Below are 17,244 nucleotides of genomic sequence, written 5' to 3' on the forward strand. Positions count from 1 at the left end.
AAGAAAAGGTATACAATTTCCTGTTGAGGAATTGTATACCTTTTTTAGTAATCTCAAGAATAAATACAGGAATTCTAAAGAGTATAAGAGTATGTATTTGTAGTGATATGATTTCAAATATACTGTTTTATTTAGTGCATTTGAATTATAAAATTTTCAAGGGGTATTTAAATTATGGGATTTTTAAAAGAATACATAGGCAAATATGGTAAGTCTTTTTTCATTGCAGTTTTTTTTGTAATGATTGAAACTGTATGTGATCTTCTGTTGCCGACGATTATGTCGCAAATTATTGATGTCGGTATAGCTGATAAAAATATAGACTACGTATTTTCAAAGGGAAATTTAATGATTTTCATTACGGCATTAGGCGCTGTTGCTGCTTCTGTTCGTAATGTAATATCGAGTACTGTTTCACAAAAATTCGGCGCAGAACTTAGATCAGATGTATATAAAAAAATTCAAAGCTTTTCATTTGAACAGATTAATAAATTTGATACGGCTTCGTTAATAACAAGATTAACAAATGACGTTTTGCAAATACAAGTCTTAGTAAACGGACTTATGAGGATTTTCATTAAGGGACCTTTTTTGTGCATAGGGAGTCTAATTATGGCTACACGCCTAAATTATAATTTAGCAACGGTGCTAGCAGTGGTTGTTCCTGTTGTTGGAGTGTTAATTATAATTAATATGAAGATTGGGTTTCCTTTTTTTACAAAAGTACAACAGGCTCTAGACAAAGTAAACAGTGTGATTCGAGAATATTTGTCTGGTGTTAGAGTGGTAAAGGCATTTAATCGATTTGATTATGAAGTAGATAGATTTAATAAAGCGAATAAAGAGTTTCAGTCTAGATCTGTACAGGGCTTGCGTGTAATGGCTTTATTTGGTCCTTGTATTATGTTGACTGTAAACTTTGGCATCGTTTCTGTACTTTGGTTTGGGGGGATACGGGTTAACTTAGGCGAAATGCAAGCTGGCCATATTATTGCTTTTATTAATTATATGACACAAATTCTTTTTTCCTTATTGCTTATTTCCATGGTTTTCAATATGTTTGTAAAAGCCAAGGCCTCTGCAGAACGTATTAGTGAGGTGCTTACTCAAGAAAGTAATACAATGTGGGAAATCCACCATGAAAGACAAAGTGATATAAAAGGGAGAATAGATTTTGAGAATGTATTCTTCTCTTATGAAGGAGTATTAGGGCAATTTATTCTTAAGGATATTAACTTAACTTGTATGCCTGGAGAAACTATTGGCATTATAGGAGCTACGGGGTCGGGTAAGAGTAGTCTTATCAATCTTATCCCGCGTTTTTATGATGTTACTTTGGGTTGTATCAGAGTAGATGGTGAAGATATTAATAGTGTAAGCCCAAAAAGAATACGAGATAAAGTAGCAGTCGTTCCCCAAAAAACAGTTCTATTTACGGGTACTATTATGGAAAATATAAGATGGGGAAAAGAAGATGCTACAATGGAAGAGATTCAAAAAGCGGCAATGATTGCTGAAGCACATGATTTTATTTCTGTATTACCAGAAGGCTATCAAACACGATTAGGGCAAGGGGGAGTTAATTTTTCTGGAGGACAAAAGCAACGAATATCTATTGCACGGGCTTTGGTGAGAAAGCCAGAAATCCTTATTCTAGATGATTCTACAAGCGCAGTAGATGTAGTTACTGAAAGAAAAATTAAGGAATCATTAGAGAAATATGCAAAAGATCTGACCTGTGTAATCATTGCACAACGAATTTCCTCAGTTATAGATGCAGATAAAATAGTAGTGCTAGAAGAGGGGGAAATTATTAGCATAGGGAAACATAATGAATTACTAAAAACTTGTGAGGTGTATCGAGAAATATTCCAATCACAATTAGGTAAGGAGATGTAGTTATATGTCTCAGTCAAAGGATGGCAAGGAACAAAGTAGTCGGATAACAAGTGGTATTGGAAGGCGAGGATTTGGCAGAAGCCGTCAAGGAGAACCTGTCGTTAAACCTAAAAATTTTACAAGGACTCTTAGGCGGTTATGGCTTTATCTGAATAAAGAACGTAAGCTGCTAATGCTTATTTTTATTTTAATGTTAGCGGATTCTTTACTGACTCTTATAGGTCCTTATTTGATTGGTATGTCTATTGATGCTATGTCTGCTTCAATGAACATGGTTAATTTGAAAAAACTAGAAATTATAGTAATAACACTTGTTTTTGTATATGTTTTAAATGGTTTTCTTTCTTTTTGTCAAGGGTGGATTATGGCGGGGGTTTCTCAGCAGGTAGTTACCAATCTTAGAAGTACATTATTTGGAAAAATGCAAAAGCTTCCTATTGTTTTTTTTGACAAACATTCTCATGGAGAATTAATGAGCAGGCTATCGAATGATATTGAGAATGTAAGTAGTACGATATCTCAGTCTACAACTCAATTACTATCTGGCTCTATTGCGATTATTGGTTCTCTGATTATGATGATAGCATTAAGCCCTTCCCTAACATTAGTTAGTTTACTTACTGCACCATTGATTATTTTACTTGCACGGATCATTGCTAAAAAAACTAGTAAATTATTCAAAGAACAGCAGATGCAACTCGGCAGATTAAATGGACATATTGAAGAAACCATTTCAGGAATACAGGTAGTGAAGGCATTTAATTATGAAGATAAAGTGATAGCAGAATTTGATGAGATAAATACAAAGTTATGTGACGTCGGATTAAGGGCGCAAATTTGGTCCGGGTTCCTTATGCCCCTAATGAATGTAATTAATAATATTGGATTTGCTCTTATTGCTATTGTTGGTGGTGTATTAGCCATCGATAACTTAATAACGGTTGGCGTTATCGCTAGTTTTTTAAGCTACTCAAGACAATTTGCCAGACCTTTAAATGATATAGCTAGTTTATTTAACCTTTTGCAGTCAGGTGTGGCCGGTGCAGAAAGAGTGTTTGAAATTCTTGATGAACCAGAGGAAGCGCCTGATCGGCCTAATGCTGTTGTATTAGAAAAGGCAATAGGAGATGTAGTATTTAAAAATGTAAGCTTTGGTTATAGAGCAGATGTATCCGTGTTGAAAAATGTAAGCTTTGTAGCAAAAGAAGGTAGCAGCACAGCACTTGTAGGTCCTACAGGTGCTGGGAAAACTACCATTGTAAATTTAGTTACTCGTTTTTATGATGTCACAAATGGTGAAATATTACTGGATGGACGTGATATAAAAGACTATACCAGAGATAGTGTAAGGAGAAGTTTTGGTATTGTACTTCAGGATGCCTATTTATTTTCCGGTACTATCAAGGAAAATCTAAAATATGGCAAACCCGATGCTAGCGATGAGGAAATGAAAGCTGCAGCTGTAATGGCTAATGCAGATGCCTTTATTGCACGTCTTCCTGAACAATATGATACACTGCTGTCGGAAAACGGTGGCAGCTTAAGCCAAGGGCAGAAGCAACTTTTAGCGATTGCCAGGGTTATTTTAACAAAGCCATCGATACTGATCTTGGATGAAGCGACAAGCAGCATTGATACTCGCACTGAGCTTCATATACAAGACGCTTTACTAAAAATTATGAAGGGTCGTACAAGTTTCGTTATTGCTCATAGATTAAATACTATTCGTGATGCAGATAACATATTGGTAATTGATCATGGTGAAATAGTAGAAAAAGGGAGCCATGATTTTTTGATATATAAGAAAGGAGTATACCATGGTATGTTCTTTAATCAATTTCAATTAGAAATTGAATAGGGCACAAGATTTTATGAAGAACTGCATTTTGAAGCATAAAGTCGTATAATGAAAGTTGTTCAATCTAAACAAAGAAGACAAGATTTAATTCATGTTAAAAGTCTTTGCATCTACTGAATTCATATGGTATTATATATTCACTGTAGTAAACAAATTGCCTGGGGTGTACGTTATCTTTTATATGTCCAACCTACTTTTTTAAATAGGGAATCTAATGGTATTTGGCTGTCGAGCCACCTTTGAGTGGATGGCAAAAACATATCTAGGATGCCCACCTGCTAGCTGCAGGTTTGGACATATTAAAGAGACGATATTATGGGCGTTCATTTTTTCTATGGAGAAAAGACTTGCCATTTGGTAAGTCCTTTTTTTATGGTAGCAGGAAGTAGCAAATCTTCTTATTCATGGTATTCTTTAAATAAAGAATTAGTATACGAAAAAATCCTTAATATTCCATGGTCGATGGCTTTGCATCTACTCAAGTGATGTGGTATCATATAGTTACTGTAAGAACAGCAATATGCCTGGGATGTTTGTTATCTTTTATATGTCCAACCTACTTTTATAAATGGGGAATCTAATCGTTATGCGGATGTCGGGCCATCTTCGAGTGGATGACAAAAACGTAACTAAGATGCCCACCTGCGAGTGGCAGGTTTGGACATATAATAGAAACGATATCATGGGCTACATAGTTAATAGATGGAGACCGTATTGAATTATTTCAATACGGTCTCTTTATATATATGTCTAATATGTTTTAATTTTAAGTTCCCTATTTTTGCAGGATAAATCAGGTAATAAACCGCCTATCATTCGTAGATAGGCGATTTTACTATAGTTACTGTAGGAGAAGGTTATTTACAGATCATGACTATAATAGGATGTAGTTTTCCATCAAATTTCTTTCGATAATTAATAAGATTATAAAAAATATTATTAATTTAGCAGGAAATACCTTTCAGAAAATTGAATTAGTTTATCCAATGGACAAAGTTGGTAATAGAGATAAGTTAATGGATAGAATTGAAAGGTATCTTGATAAATAAGATAAAAGGTGAGTGAAGAAATATGTCAGCAGTTCAAATTAAAGAAATTATATACGAACAATTTGGTAATTGTATTGAAATTTCTAATGAAGTAATTAATTTAGTAGTGACAGTGGATCACGGACCAAGAATCATAAGAATCGGCTTTATTGGTGGCGAGAATGAGTTTTGTGAAAATAATGATGCCACTCTTGCTACTTATGGGGATGAGGAATGGAAGATAAGGGGAGGCCATCGCTTATGGCACAGTCCAGAATATTTTCCACGCTCCTATATTGCTGATAACGAACCGGTAGAATGGCAAACCATTAAGAATGGAGTTAAGTTGGTACAAAAGGTTGAACCTTGGGTGCAGATAAAAAAGGAAATGGAAATTGAATTATCAGCAGATTGTAATAGAGTTGTTGTTACACACCATTTGACAAATAAGAATGCATGGCCTGTTGAATTAGCTGCATGGTCCTTGAGTGTCATGGCTACGGGTGGTATGGAAATAATACCTCAGCCATCTAGAGATACTGGATTTTTAGGCAATAGAGTGGTGGCTTTATGGCCGTTTACCAAAATGAATGATCATAGAATTTATTGGGGAGATAAATATATTGTTTTAAGTCAAGATCCTAAAATGAAACCTCCTTTTAAACTTGGGATTTCTAATGAGGATGGATGGGCTGCATACTTTAATCATGGTAATTTATTTATAAAAAGGTTTAATCATATAATAGGGAAGAAGTATCCAGACTTTGGTGTGTCGTTTGAAACCTATACGACTGACTTTATGTTGGAAATGGAGTCTCTTTCTCCGTTAACACTACTAGAACCTGAATCAACACTTACTCATATTGAAGAATGGGAGTTAATTCAAAATGTAGATAGGCCTAGTAATGAGGAATCTAGTATTGACGCCGTTGTCAAACAATATATTGCTAAATAATTGAAAGAATTAAATAAGTAAAAAAAACGCAAAAATTCTGTGAAATAGGTATATTTCGCAGGATTTTCGTACGTTAATGGCAAATGTCTAAAGTATAAAAGAGTCGTTAGTGAGAGTGGAATTAAAAGAGTAGCAAGACGAATTAGAATAGCGTCTACATAAAAGCGCTTACATATCGTCATTCTTTTATTTCATATGTTACTTGCTCTTAGAAAGAAAGGAGAATCGTATATAATATGCTTGGTATGGAATTTTTGGTAATTCTAGGATGTTTGATTTTAGGTACTCGATATGGAGGTATGGGACTAGGACTAATTAGTGGTATTGGTCTTTTTATTCTTACTTTTGTCTTTCATTTACAACCTGGACAGCCTCCTGTCGATGTTATGTTAACCATTTTAGCGGTAATTGGTTGTGCATCTGTCTTACAAACTGCTGGCGGTTTAAATGTCATGATGAAGGTTGCGGAACGTATACTCCGCCGACATCCTGCGTACATCACGATTTTGGCTCCAGTTACTACTTGGACATTAACTTTCTTATGTGGTACTGGTCACGTAGTCTATACTATGTTTCCTATTATTTATGACATTGCCGTAAAGAAAGGTATTCGTCCAGAAAGACCCATGGCCGTTGCTTCCGTTGCCTCACAAATGGGTATCGGTGCATCTCCAGTATCGGTTTCGGTAGTTTCAATGGTTTCAATTTTGGCGCAAGCTCATGGTGTAGGTAAAGCGATTGGTATTCTTGATTTATTATCTGTTTCAATTCCATCTACCTTAATCGGGGTAATCGTAGCGGCTCTTTGGAGTATGAACCGTGGTAAGGATCTTGATAAGGATGAGGAATTTCAAGCTAAGCTCAAAGATCCTGAACAAAAAGCATATATTTATGGAAGTTCTGAGACATTGTTGGATAAAGTGTTTCCAAAGGAATCCTACTGGGCAACTTGGATTTTCTTTGCTGCTATTGGTGTTGTAGTATTGTTTGGTTCATTTCCAAATTTACTTCCCTCCTTTGGTCCCGCTGGTAAGATGAAACCCTTATCCATGAATCTAGTGATTCAGATGTTAATGTTGATCGCAGGTGCTATTATTTTAATTGTTTGTAAGGTTAATCAAAGAGAAATTTCCAATGGACCTGTCTTTAAGGCTGGTATGGTGGCGATTGTTTCAGTATTTGGTGTTGCGTGGATGAGCGAGACTTTCTTTCATGCGCATTTTGATTTGTTAAAGAGTACTTTAGCTGGAATTGTTGCTAGCAAACCTTGGATGTATGCGATTGTGCTATTTCTAGTTTCAAAATTAGTAAACAGTCAAGGTGCTGCTGTTGCTGCTATTGCGCCATTGGGTCTTAGCTTAGGCGTAGATCCCAAAATGATGGTAGCTTTCTTCTCAGCTTCTTACGGCTATTTTGTATTACCAACTTATCCAAGTGATTTAGCTTGTATTGGTTTTGATCGTTCCGGTACTACTCGTATTGGTAAATTCATTATCAATCATAGTTTTATTGCCCCTGGTCTAATTGGCGTTGGAGTAGGGTGTCTTACTGGTTACTTATTAGTTAGTATATTTATGTAATATTATTGCCCTAAAGCTATAAAAAAGTCTCTCATCATCTTGATGAGAGACTTTTTTGGTTAATTAAGATTTGAGGTGCCTAGAAATTTTTAAAACAATGAACTTATTTAATGCTCAGTTTTTAATTTTTGTATTTGCAAATATTTTTTTTGTAACTCTCGCTCAATTAGTTCAATTTCTCGTAGAAGGCTAATAACTTGTGGGCCGTCAGCTTGGCCGTAGATAAATACCTTTTTACCGTAATCTTTAAAAAGACGATCTTGTTTTACTTCTAAATATTCCATTTGGACCCGGAGTTCGGTGACGTCTTTAGCCCATTTGAGGTCATCCCCTAGTTCCTCCCATAAGGTGGCAAACTTTTTAGAAAATAGTTCTTTATATTGAATTACTTTTTCCTTATCCATATTATAACCTCCTTATATTCCAATTAGATATTCTATTGGCGGTTTATGAATGAAAACCTCTTTTATTGCGAATAAATTTATAAATTTTGGTAAAAGGTATTGATGTATTAAAAAAATTATACGATAATGACTATGTAAAAACTATCATTATTTGCTATAATAAGGAGGAAGTACTGTGTGTCCTTTTAAGTGTGACTGTATCATTTCCTGTCCACCAGAGCTCTATTGTGATAGACATAAAACATGTGCACGGTACATAGCAGCAAAGGAAGTTGGCATTGCAGCTGTACCAGATGAGATGTCAGCGATTAACTATGCTTTAATTCAGACACTAAAAAGATAGTTGTTGTAGATATATATAACAGTAAATCTAATACCGCCCGTTTGGGCGGTGTTTTGATTTGTTCTTTATAGTGATGATCTGTAGCATCATAGTAGTTATTTTAGAAATAAAGGAGATTTTTTTATGAATGAAGTTATTAATACTATTAAGACTCGACGAAGCGTACGTATTTACCGAGAGGAACAAATTAAGGAAGAGGAATTACAGATGATCCTAGAGGCTGGTTTATGGGCACCGAGTGGCCATAATGCTCAGCCATGGCATATTGCTGTCATTCAAGATAGAAAACTAATAGAACATATGAGTCATGTTGCTACGCAAGATATGGCTCAATCAACTTTACAATGGGTGGCCCGTATGGGGCGTAGTGGGCGAAATCTCTTTTATAATGCTCCAACTGTGCTTATTGTATCAGGTAAGAAAGAAGAGGATACTATGCTTAGTTCTGTTGTAGACTGTTCAGCTGCAATTCAAAATATATTATTGGCTGCGGAGTCACTAGATATCGGTTCTTGTTGGATTGGGTTAATTCGATTCTTTTTTGCTCATGAGATGGAAGTTGAGAAACTACAGTTACCAGCAGGATATAAGCCTTTATATGCTGTTTGTTTGGGATATAAGGCACGAATGAATGGTCGAGGCCCAGAACGTAAGAATGGAACTGTTAGTTATATTCGATAATTTAAAAGTAATAAGAATAGCTTATTGTTTTTTTAGATAGTAGAAATAGAGTATAATGGAATAATCTATAAATAAATAGTAATTATATGATATAAAGAGGAGATAAGATGAGTAATTCATTTGAAACAATAGGCATAACTACATCACTGATAGAAGGATTGGGTAAGGCTGGAATCAATGTTCCTACTGGGATACAGGAAAAGGTAATTCCCTTGGCCTTAATTGGAAAGGACATCATAGGGCAATCGGCAACTGGTACAGGTAAAACATTAGCATATTTATTACCTTTATTCCAAAAAATCGATACGACGAAACGTGAAATGCAGGCTATGATTCTTGCACCTACTCATGAACTTGCTATTCAGATACAACGGCAAATTGAGGTCTTAGCGAAAAATTCAGAAGTACCTATAACTTCAACCCCGATTATCGGAAATGTAAATATCGCGAGGCAGATTGATAAATTAAAAGAGAAACCTCACATTATAGTAGGATCTAGTGGTAGAATATTAGAGTTGATACAAAAAAGAAAATAACATCTCAGACAATAAAGACTATTATTATTGATGAGGCGGATCGATTACTAGACGATAGAAATGTTGATAGTGTGAAAGCTGTACTAAAAACAACATTAAGAGATCGACAGGTCTTGTTATTTTCGGCGACGATAACTCCGCAAACGTTGGTATTAGCTACAGGAATTATGCGTGATCCGGAGGTTATTACCGTTGCAGAAGAATCTAGTGATAGACCTGATATTACTCATATGTATTTCGTTGCAGAACAAAGAGATAAGGCAGAAGTAGTACGTAAAATGGTAAGATTAGTAAATGCTGAACGTGCATTGGTTTTCATCAATAAAAGTGAAGATATTGAAGAGACTACGGCAAAACTTGTCTATCATGGACTAAAAGCTGCTGGTATACACGGTAGCTCTATAAAAGGTGATCGTAAAAGATCTTTAGAAGAATTTCGGAAGGGGAAAGTTAATCTTCTGGTTGCTTCAGATGTAGCAGCACGGGGATTAGATATTGTTGGTGTAGATTATGTGTTTAATCTGGATCTGCCTGAAGATCCGCAAATATATTTACATCGTGTAGGCCGCACTGGGCGAGCAGGTAAAAGTGGTATTGCTATCTCTATTGTCACTAAAAAGGAAGTTGCCTTGATTCATAAATATGAGAAATTCTTAAAAATAAATATAGCACCCAAATATATGGAACATGGCAAAATATTTGATAGTGGCAAAACTCGTAAGTAGAATTGTTTTGTAAAAATGATTAATAGAATAGACGTATAAAGTAATTTTAGACTTGGCGTAAAGCTAAGTCTTTTTTTATTATATATTTTGTTTTGTATGCAAATATAATGTGATACATATAATAAAGTAGGAAAGGAGTGAGGGTGGTGAAATTGCTTTCTGTTGGCTTAAGCGGAACAACCCAAGATATACGCGAGAAACTCCAACTGGATTGTAAAACGCTAATAAAGGACGGATATAGAGTAGCTATTGATGAAACGAATAAAGGACATTATACTTTTATTGGTTGTAACGTAATGGAAGGTGAGTTGTCTTTTCGTAATTATGAACGAATAAAGAATGCCGTCAAACATCATGTTGCCCAAATGCTGGCCGAATTGATTATTTCACGAGAAGAAAAAAAGATTGTTTACAAAATTATCGAACATAATTACTATTATTTTTCTGAAGAAGAACGTAAAATTATTTACGATAATGCATTGCATTTACTGAATGATAACTATGGTGTAGTTGCAGATTTTGGCTTTGGCATGCGTTGTAAAAGTATAGTAGAAAAGATTGGGGAATATCTTAATTCTCATCATGAACTGGTTTTGGAGGGATTTGTAAATTTTAGATTAAAAGAATATCGAGAAAATTTAGCAAAAGTGGTAGATACAGCTGTAGATGATTTTATGATGGAATTGGAATACAAAGAATTTATTCGTGTATTGCGATATTTTATTACAATTCAAGAGCCGCAAATGGAAGAAGTACACGTTGTGATTATTAACTGTGGAACTTATAAAATTTTGGATGAACAAGGAAACCTAATTAACAATCAAATGTTAGAAACATTTGCATCGAATAGTGATGAAACAATTAATTATGAAGATTTGTTAATTACAGCTCTTATTACAATAGCTCCTTACAGCGTTATGGTTCACGTTGATGATAATTATCGGTCTGCTACCCAAGGTGTAGTAGATATTATAAAAAATATTTTTGAGGGTAGGTTTATGGTATGTAATGGGTGTGATTTTTGTATAAAAGCTTATAAGGAATATTTTACACCTCCTAGTTGAAACAGTTACTATAGATCTTGACAATCATATTGAAAATAGATATTATTATTTTAATAATTAAATTTGTAAAAGTAATGCAAAGGACAAGACAATAGTGTAACTGTTGTTTCAGAGAAAAGATGTCGTAGGCTGTGAGCATCTTTACGTACACCATTATTGTTACCACCTTTAAACTGCTATGCTGAAAATTTTATGCGATTAATTACGTAAGTACTTGATTGTCTTTATAAAATAGTAAGCTGTGCCGGGGTAATTCCCGTTATCAAAAATTAAGATGGGCTTTGGCCAATCAGGGTGGAATCGCGGGTTATAACTCTCGTCCCTATATGGGGATGAGAGTTTATTTTTTTGAGAAAGATGCATGAGGAGGAAGGTTTAAATGAAGATTCAAATTACGCTAAAAGATGGAAGTATGCGTGAGGTTGAGCAGGGAACAACCCTAGCTGAATTTGCAGCATCTATAAGCCGTAGTTTAGCCAAAAGTGCTGTAGCTGCAAAGGTGGATGGCCATGTAACCGATTTGCCAATTAAATTAGAAAAGGATGCGAAAGTAGAATTTCTTACTTTCCAAGATGCTGAAGGACGTGATGCCTTCCGCCATACATCGTCACATATCTTGGCTCAGGCTGTAAAACGTTTGTTTGATGATGCAAAAATAGCAATTGGCCCAGCAATCGCTAATGGTTTTTATTATGATTTTGATATGGCTTCTGCCTTCACAATAGACGATTTAGCGAAGATTCAAGCTGAAATGGAGAAGATTGTTAAGGAAGACCTCCCAATTGAAAGAGTGGAAGTTGACCGTGATGAGGCTATTCGTATATTTGAAAACCTAGGTGAAGATTACAAAGTGGAACTGATTAGAGATTTGCCTGCTGATGTAACGATATCCATGTATAAACAAGGGGAATTCATTGATTTATGTGCTGGTCCACATCTTCCATCAACAGGAAAAGTAAAGGCAATCAAACTACAGAGCGTAGCTGGCGCTTATTGGCGCGGTGATGAAAAACGTAAGATGTTGCAGCGAATTTATGGTACTTCTTTTGAAAAGAAAGCGGAGTTAGATGAATATATTACTATGTTGGAAGAGGCTGCGAAACGAGATCATCGTAAGTTAGGTAAAGAACTTGACTTGTTTAGCATACAAGAAGAGGGGCCGGGATTTCCATTTTTCCATCCTAAGGGAATGGTTCTTAGAAATGAATTGGAAAATTTCTGGCGTAAATTACATTTTAAATATAGATACCAAGAAATTAAGACTCCGATTATTTTAAATCAAAAGCTATGGCAACAGTCCGGTCATTGGGATCACTATCGAGAAAATATGTATTTTACCAAAATTGATAATGAAGGATACGCAGTAAAACCAATGAATTGTCCAGGAGGAATTTTAGTATATCGTACCCAACACCATAGTTATCGGGATTTTCCTCTTAGAACAGCTGAGTTAGGTTTAGTACATCGTCATGAAATCTCTGGAGCGTTACATGGGTTAATGCGTGTGCGGAGTTTTACCCAAGACGATGCTCATATTTTTATGTTGCCAGCACAAATTAAATCGGAGATACAAGGCGTAATTGATTTATTTGATACTGTGTATAGTACATTCGGTTTGTCTTATCATGCAGAATTAAGCACAAAACCAGAAAAAGCAATGGGTTCTGATGAAGTATGGGAAGTAACGACTAATGCTCTTAGAGAGGCTTTGGAAGAACGGGGTATGGAGTACCGTGTTAACGAAGGCGATGGTGCTTTCTACGGTCCTAAAATTGATTTTCATCTTAGAGATTCTATTGGCCGTACTTGGCAGTGTGGTACGATACAATTGGATATGCAGATGCCAGAAAAGTTTGATCTTACCTATGTAGGGGAAGATGGGCAAAAACATCGTCCTGTTATGATCCATCGTGTAGCGTTTGGTAGTATGGAAAGATTTATCGGAATTTTAATCGAACATTATGCCGGCGCCTTTCCGACTTGGTTATCACCTGTACAGGTTAAAATTTTACCGATTACTGACCGCCAAGCAGAATATGCTCGAGAGTTAGCAGCTACTATGTTTGAACAAGAAATACGTGTAGAAGTAGATGAGCGTAGTGAAAAAATTGGTTACAAGATTCGTGAAGCACAGTTAGAAAAAGTTCCTTATATCTTAGTTGTTGGCGACAAAGAAGTGGAATCAAATAGCGTTGCTGTGCGTAAACGTGGTCAAGGTGATATTGGTGCACAAAATGCTACTGAATTTATTTCCACTCTGTTAAAAGAAATAAAAGAAAAACAATAAGTTCATTTTTAGTGCTTGACATTAAAACTATCTAATGCTAATATAATTAAGTACTCAAGATATTGAGTTAAGCAGAAGCCATCCGCTTCTCACCTTACAACGCATAGGCAGTTAGTGAGGTTATGACAGCATATTTGTTTTATTATGCTTTTGTTGCGGGTGGTATTTATACCATCCGTTTTATTTATATGTAGCCAAATTTATCAGGGGGTGAGCGACAATTAGCAAAGACACATTAAGAATTAACGAGGAAATCAGGGCTAGGGAAGTTCGTTTGACTAGTGCGACTAATGAACCATTAGGAATTGTCCAACTAAGGGATGCGTTGCAGATGGCAGCGGAACAACATCTTGATCTAGTGGAAGTAGCGCCAACAGCTAAACCACCAGTATGTCGTATTATGGACTTTGGTAAGTTCAAATATGAGCAACAAAAACGCGACAAAGAAACTAAGAAAAAACAAAAAGTTGTAACTGTCAAAGAAGTTAAACTACGTCCAAACATTGAGGATCATGACTTTGATGTTAAATTTAAAAACGCTCAACGCTTTCTTGAAGATGGTGACAAAGTTAAAGTAACCATCATGTTCCGTGGACGGGAATTATCCCATCCCGAACTAGGGAAGAAAGTTTTGGATAAAATGGCCAGCCAAATTAAAGATCTTGCCAATATTGAGCGCGCGGCTCGGCTTGAAGGAAAAAATATGATAATGATTCTGGCGCCTAAGCCACAGAATTAAGAAGGGAGACCAATTATGCCAAAAATGAAAACACGTAGAGCTGCTGCTAAACGCTTTAAAATTACTGGTAGTGGTGAGTTCAAACGTTCTAAAGCTTTTAAACGTCACATCCTTGAGAAAAAAGGTCCAGCTCGTAAACGCAATTTGCGTAAAGCTGGTTTGGTTAGTAAAGCTGACCACGAACGCGTAACGAAAATGCTTCCTTACGCCTAAAATTGACATATATTAAATAGGGGGTACAGCACATGCCAAGAGTTAAAAAAGGCGTGACAGCACATAAACGTCATAAAAAAATTCTAAAGTTAGCTAAAGGTTATAGAGGTTCTAAGAGCAAACTGTTTAAAAAAGCAAATGAAACAGTAATGAAAGCTCTTTATTATGCTCGTCGTGATCGTCGCGCGAAAAAAGGCGAATTCCGTAGATTGTGGATTTCTCGTATTAATGCTGCAGCTCGTTTAAATGGTCTTTCTTACAGCAAATTGATTAGTGGTTTAAATAAAGCTGGTGTAGAAGTAAACCGTAAAATGATGGCTGATTTTGCAGTAAACGATATGTCTGCTTTTGCTAAGCTTGTTGAAATTGCTAAAGAGCAAGTTAAATAGAAAAAAATCCTAGACTTTGGGTCTAGGATTTTTTTTATGCATTATAGCCTTAAAATATTATTTTAAATATTCTTAATATTGCAGGTTTTTAACGATGCATCGCGAATAAAATAAATTAACTTAAAGTAAAATTTAACCGTTGAGGAGGGATTTTATTTTGGCATTGGTAACAATGAATGATTTGCTTCAAGATGCACGTAATCGGAAATATGCAGTTGGCGGTTTTAATGTATTTAATCTGGAGACACTATGTGCTGTTGTGGAAGTTGCGGAAGAATTGAAGACTCCCTTGGTGCTCGGCATAACAGAACGATTTTTTAAGTTTGTTGATGTAGATACCTTAAGTGCGGCTATGGTACGTGCTGCACAAAAATCATCTGTCCCAATCGCACTTCACTTAGACCATGGTTATACCTATGAAGGAATTATTAAAGCAATACGCTGGGGTTTTACGTCTGTGATGTTTGATGGATCATCCTTGTCTGTTGTTGAAAATTTAAAACGTACAAAAGAAGTTACACGTATAGCCCATTCCCTCGGCGTATCTGTTGAAGGTGAATTGGGCTATGTTGGTTGTTGTGAACATGCTGAAGATATTAACGAAGACAATATTGTTACATGTGATGTAGCGGCAAATTTTGTGGATAAAACTAATATTGATGCTTTGGCTGTTTCGGTAGGTAATCATCATGGAGCATACCGAGGTACTACAAATTTGAATATTGCTAGATTAAGTCAATTAAATTCCGTAATTAATGTTCCCTTAGTTATGCATGGAGGCTCTAGGCTTAGTAGTGATGATTATTTAAACTCTATAAAATATGGAATAACTAAAATTAACATTCCTACAGATACATCTATGGCGGCAAGTGAAAAACTTAGAACAGAACTGTTAGAAAATCCAGGAGCTAATTACATCTCTTTAATGTCTGCGGTTAAAAAAGGAGTTAAAAATTCAGTTCGTAAATATATGTTGCATTTCAATTGTATTTCCAAAGCAATATAGCTTATACTATAATATAAAAAAACCTACCTTATAGAAAAAATAGGTAGGTTTTTTCTATGAGTAATGCTACAATGATAAGATATGCAAAGTTCAAATATGGGGGTAGCTCATAATTTAGTTTCTAGTAATATAATGGATTGCATAGAACTTTCTCCTAGTTTAGGTATTGTGGAAGTTAGTATACCTAGGGCGCCTATAGGAAAAACTCTAGCTGAAACGAATTTAAGGGCAAAATTTGAAATTAATGTTGTAGCAATTAAAAGAGGCGAAGCTTTAATTATTCCACCACTGCCAAGTGAAAAATTTAAAGAGGACGATGTTTTAGTAGTTGTTGGTGGTATTAAAGGAATACAACGTTTGGAGGATCTTTCTTGAGTGAAATAGTTACAAGTGGACAGAATAAATATATTAAAATGGCAACATCATTAAAACAAAAAAAATATCGTGATGAATTAGGACTATTTATAGTAGAAGGGATTCGTTTAGTAGAAGAGGCTGCCAAGTCCAGTTGGTTAGTTGAGACATGTATTTACACGAGTGAAGCGCAAGAAGAACCCCGCGTTCAAAAAATACTAGAACAGTTGCAAACAAAAGAATGCCGAACAATTGAAGTTTTAAAAACAGTTTATGATAAAGCGTCTGAAACTAAAGAACCACAGGGGCTTATGGCTATTGTTAAAAAGTCTGCACATCAGCTGGTGGATATGCTAGGAAAAGTTGAAAATCCTCTTTTGGTAGTGCTTGATGAGGTGCAGGATCCGGGAAATGTGGGTACGATAATTCGTACAGCTGCTGCTGCTGGTTGTACTGGAGTTATCTTGACAAAAGGTTGTGCAGATGTATTTGCAGGTAAAGTAGTGAGAGCTAGCATGGGTTCCTTATTTAATATACCTATAGTTGAGGGTGTCACTCAAAGTGAAATTATATCGTATTTAGCGCAATATAAGATAGATATTCTGGCAACTTCTTTAGAGGCTTCTCGTATTTATTTTCAGGCAAACTTAAAAAAACCAGTAGCTATTGTATTTGGTAATGAAGGAAATGGTGTTAGTAACCATTTCCTACAAGAATCTAAAGAAAGGATCCATATCCCCTTGGTTGGAAATGTGGAATCATTAAATGTTGCCGCATCGGCAGCAGTTATTTTATATGAAGCAGTGCGTCAACGCCAATGATAACCCTATATTGTAATTACTGGGATAGTATGCTATAATTCCTTTGATAATAGAGTTTTCCTACTATCTCGAATTTGATAGTAGATTAAGCGTAAAATTGAATATGTATAGTAGCTTTTGCTGCTGTACTTGCTTAAGTGCAATGATAGAGAGAGTATGTTAGCTCTAATTGATACAGGGAGGATACTGTCATAGATTGAGAACAGTCCCAAATCGCTAACAGAAATTCACTCTGGAGTATCTGTGCTGAAGGGGTAACTTGTGTAAGCCAGACGTTATTTTCTGCGTTAAAGAAGCTGAGTACTAAATTAGGGTGGTACCGCGGGAGTAAGACTTTCGCCCCTTAGAGGGGTGAGGTCTTT

Annotated in this window: 17 protein-coding genes, 2 other RNA genes and 2 other annotated features; of the genes, 18 read left to right on the top strand and 1 reads right to left on the bottom strand. The window is 35.6% G+C overall.

The window, feature by feature from the left end; translation table 11 throughout:
• Positions 1–174: 174 nt before the first annotated feature.
• The 6 genes from UFO1_RS09370 to UFO1_RS09385 all read left to right on the top strand — a co-directional run bounded on the left by UFO1_RS09370 (position 175) and on the right by UFO1_RS09385 (position 7,320).
• Entirely contained in the window at positions 175–1,899 is a 1,725-nt protein-coding gene (locus UFO1_RS09370) for an ABC transporter ATP-binding protein (protein ID WP_038670203.1), read from the top strand.
• Positions 1,900–1,903: 4 nt separating this feature from the next.
• Positions 1,904–3,757, top strand: coding sequence for an ABC transporter ATP-binding protein (locus UFO1_RS09375; protein WP_038670205.1), 1,854 nt, complete (start codon positions 1,904–1,906; stop codon positions 3,755–3,757).
• 152 nt (positions 3,758–3,909) lie between these two features.
• A non-coding RNA gene (gene ssrS, locus UFO1_RS24410) (6S RNA) lies at positions 3,910–4,083 on the top strand.
• Between the two features lie 192 nt (positions 4,084–4,275).
• Positions 4,276–4,449, top strand: a non-coding RNA gene (gene ssrS / locus UFO1_RS24415) — 6S RNA.
• Positions 4,450–4,828: 379 nt separating this feature from the next.
• Positions 4,829–5,740 carry a hypothetical protein gene (locus UFO1_RS09380; RefSeq protein WP_038670207.1) on the top strand — a complete coding sequence of 304 codons (912 nt, stop codon included), beginning with the start codon at positions 4,829–4,831 and terminating at the stop codon, positions 5,738–5,740.
• A 236-nt stretch (positions 5,741–5,976) separates the two neighbouring features.
• Positions 5,977–7,320, top strand: a complete 1,344-nt coding sequence (locus UFO1_RS09385) for an anaerobic C4-dicarboxylate transporter (RefSeq protein WP_038670209.1) — start codon at positions 5,977–5,979, stop codon at positions 7,318–7,320.
• 107 nt (positions 7,321–7,427) lie between these two features.
• On the opposite strand, the gene UFO1_RS09390 is transcribed toward UFO1_RS09385, so the two are convergent.
• The gene (locus tag UFO1_RS09390; RefSeq protein WP_038670211.1) at positions 7,428–7,724 is read right to left on the bottom strand and encodes a hypothetical protein; all 297 of its coding nucleotides are present in this window, start codon (positions 7,722–7,724) and stop codon (positions 7,428–7,430) included.
• Between the two features lie 175 nt (positions 7,725–7,899).
• Here UFO1_RS09390 and UFO1_RS09395 point away from each other — a divergent pair, with 175 nt between their 5' ends.
• The 12 genes from UFO1_RS09395 to UFO1_RS09445 all read left to right on the top strand — a co-directional run bounded on the left by UFO1_RS09395 (position 7,900) and on the right by UFO1_RS09445 (position 16,882).
• Positions 7,900–8,067: a hypothetical protein gene (locus UFO1_RS09395; RefSeq protein WP_236639369.1), complete on the top strand. Its 168-nt coding sequence runs from the start codon at positions 7,900–7,902 to the stop codon at positions 8,065–8,067.
• A gap of 123 nt (positions 8,068–8,190) precedes the next feature.
• Positions 8,191–8,748: a nitroreductase family protein gene (locus tag UFO1_RS09400; protein ID WP_038670213.1), complete on the top strand. Its 558-nt coding sequence runs from the start codon at positions 8,191–8,193 to the stop codon at positions 8,746–8,748.
• Positions 8,749–8,855: 107 nt separating this feature from the next.
• Positions 8,856–9,284, top strand: a complete 429-nt coding sequence (locus UFO1_RS25725; RefSeq protein ID WP_371256683.1) for a DEAD/DEAH box helicase — start codon at positions 8,856–8,858, stop codon at positions 9,282–9,284.
• A 26-nt stretch (positions 9,285–9,310) separates the two neighbouring features.
• Positions 9,311–10,009 (top strand): helicase-related protein, encoded by a 699-nt coding sequence (locus UFO1_RS26200; protein ID WP_371256724.1) that lies wholly within the window; start codon positions 9,311–9,313, stop codon positions 10,007–10,009.
• Between the two features lie 146 nt (positions 10,010–10,155).
• Complete coding sequence (gene ytxC / locus UFO1_RS09410) at positions 10,156–11,073, top strand: putative sporulation protein YtxC (RefSeq protein WP_038670215.1); 918 nt, start codon at positions 10,156–10,158, stop codon at positions 11,071–11,073.
• A gap of 379 nt (positions 11,074–11,452) precedes the next feature.
• Positions 11,453–13,360, top strand: a complete 1,908-nt coding sequence (gene thrS, locus UFO1_RS09415; RefSeq protein WP_038670217.1) for a threonine--tRNA ligase — start codon at positions 11,453–11,455, stop codon at positions 13,358–13,360.
• A gap of 63 nt (positions 13,361–13,423) precedes the next feature.
• Positions 13,424–13,553: a sequence feature (ribosomal protein L20 leader region), on the top strand.
• 27 nt (positions 13,554–13,580) lie between these two features.
• Positions 13,581–14,099 carry a translation initiation factor IF-3 gene (gene infC / locus UFO1_RS09420; RefSeq protein WP_071842001.1) on the top strand — a complete coding sequence of 173 codons (519 nt, stop codon included), beginning with the start codon at positions 13,581–13,583 and terminating at the stop codon, positions 14,097–14,099.
• Positions 14,100–14,114: 15 nt separating this feature from the next.
• Complete coding sequence (gene rpmI / locus UFO1_RS09425; protein WP_038670221.1) at positions 14,115–14,312, top strand: 50S ribosomal protein L35; 198 nt, start codon at positions 14,115–14,117, stop codon at positions 14,310–14,312.
• A gap of 32 nt (positions 14,313–14,344) precedes the next feature.
• Complete coding sequence (rplT, locus tag UFO1_RS09430; protein ID WP_038670224.1) at positions 14,345–14,701, top strand: 50S ribosomal protein L20; 357 nt, start codon at positions 14,345–14,347, stop codon at positions 14,699–14,701.
• 157 nt (positions 14,702–14,858) lie between these two features.
• Positions 14,859–15,707, top strand: a complete 849-nt coding sequence (locus UFO1_RS09435; protein WP_038670227.1) for a class II fructose-bisphosphate aldolase — start codon at positions 14,859–14,861, stop codon at positions 15,705–15,707.
• An 81-nt stretch (positions 15,708–15,788) separates the two neighbouring features.
• Positions 15,789–16,082: a cation:proton antiporter regulatory subunit gene (locus UFO1_RS09440; protein ID WP_084159806.1), complete on the top strand. Its 294-nt coding sequence runs from the start codon at positions 15,789–15,791 to the stop codon at positions 16,080–16,082.
• A complete protein-coding gene (locus tag UFO1_RS09445; protein WP_038670229.1) occupies positions 16,079–16,882 on the top strand; it encodes an RNA methyltransferase in 804 nt (267 codons plus the stop codon). Before UFO1_RS09440 ends, UFO1_RS09445 begins: the two co-directional genes overlap by 4 nt.
• 133 nt (positions 16,883–17,015) lie before the next feature.
• Positions 17,016–17,229, top strand: a binding site (T-box leader).
• The last annotated feature ends 15 nt before the right edge of the window (positions 17,230–17,244 follow it).

The sequence above is a fragment of the Pelosinus sp. UFO1 genome (assembly GCF_000725345.1).
Classification (GTDB): Bacteria; Bacillota; Negativicutes; order DSM-13327; family DSM-13327; genus Pelosinus.

Excerpts from the sequence above, each read along its gene's own strand:
- UFO1_RS09370 (WP_038670203.1), top strand. The coding sequence starts at position 175 with ATGGGATTTTTAAAAGAATACATAGGCAAATATGGTAAGTCTTTTTTC.
- UFO1_RS09375 (WP_038670205.1), top strand. The coding sequence starts at position 1,904 with ATGTCTCAGTCAAAGGATGGCAAGGAACAAAGTAGTCGGATAACAAGT.
- UFO1_RS09380 (WP_038670207.1), top strand. The coding sequence starts at position 4,829 with ATGTCAGCAGTTCAAATTAAAGAAATTATATACGAACAATTTGGTAAT.
- UFO1_RS09385 (WP_038670209.1), top strand. The coding sequence starts at position 5,977 with ATGCTTGGTATGGAATTTTTGGTAATTCTAGGATGTTTGATTTTAGGT.
- UFO1_RS09390 (WP_038670211.1), bottom strand. The coding sequence starts at position 7,724 with ATGGATAAGGAAAAAGTAATTCAATATAAAGAACTATTTTCTAAAAAG.
- UFO1_RS09400 (WP_038670213.1), top strand. The coding sequence starts at position 8,191 with ATGAATGAAGTTATTAATACTATTAAGACTCGACGAAGCGTACGTATT.
- UFO1_RS25725 (WP_371256683.1), top strand. The coding sequence starts at position 8,856 with ATGAGTAATTCATTTGAAACAATAGGCATAACTACATCACTGATAGAA.
- thrS (WP_038670217.1), top strand. The coding sequence starts at position 11,453 with ATGAAGATTCAAATTACGCTAAAAGATGGAAGTATGCGTGAGGTTGAG.
- rpmI (WP_038670221.1), top strand. The coding sequence starts at position 14,115 with ATGCCAAAAATGAAAACACGTAGAGCTGCTGCTAAACGCTTTAAAATT.
- rplT (WP_038670224.1), top strand. The coding sequence starts at position 14,345 with ATGCCAAGAGTTAAAAAAGGCGTGACAGCACATAAACGTCATAAAAAA.
- UFO1_RS09440 (WP_084159806.1), top strand. The coding sequence starts at position 15,789 with ATGCAAAGTTCAAATATGGGGGTAGCTCATAATTTAGTTTCTAGTAAT.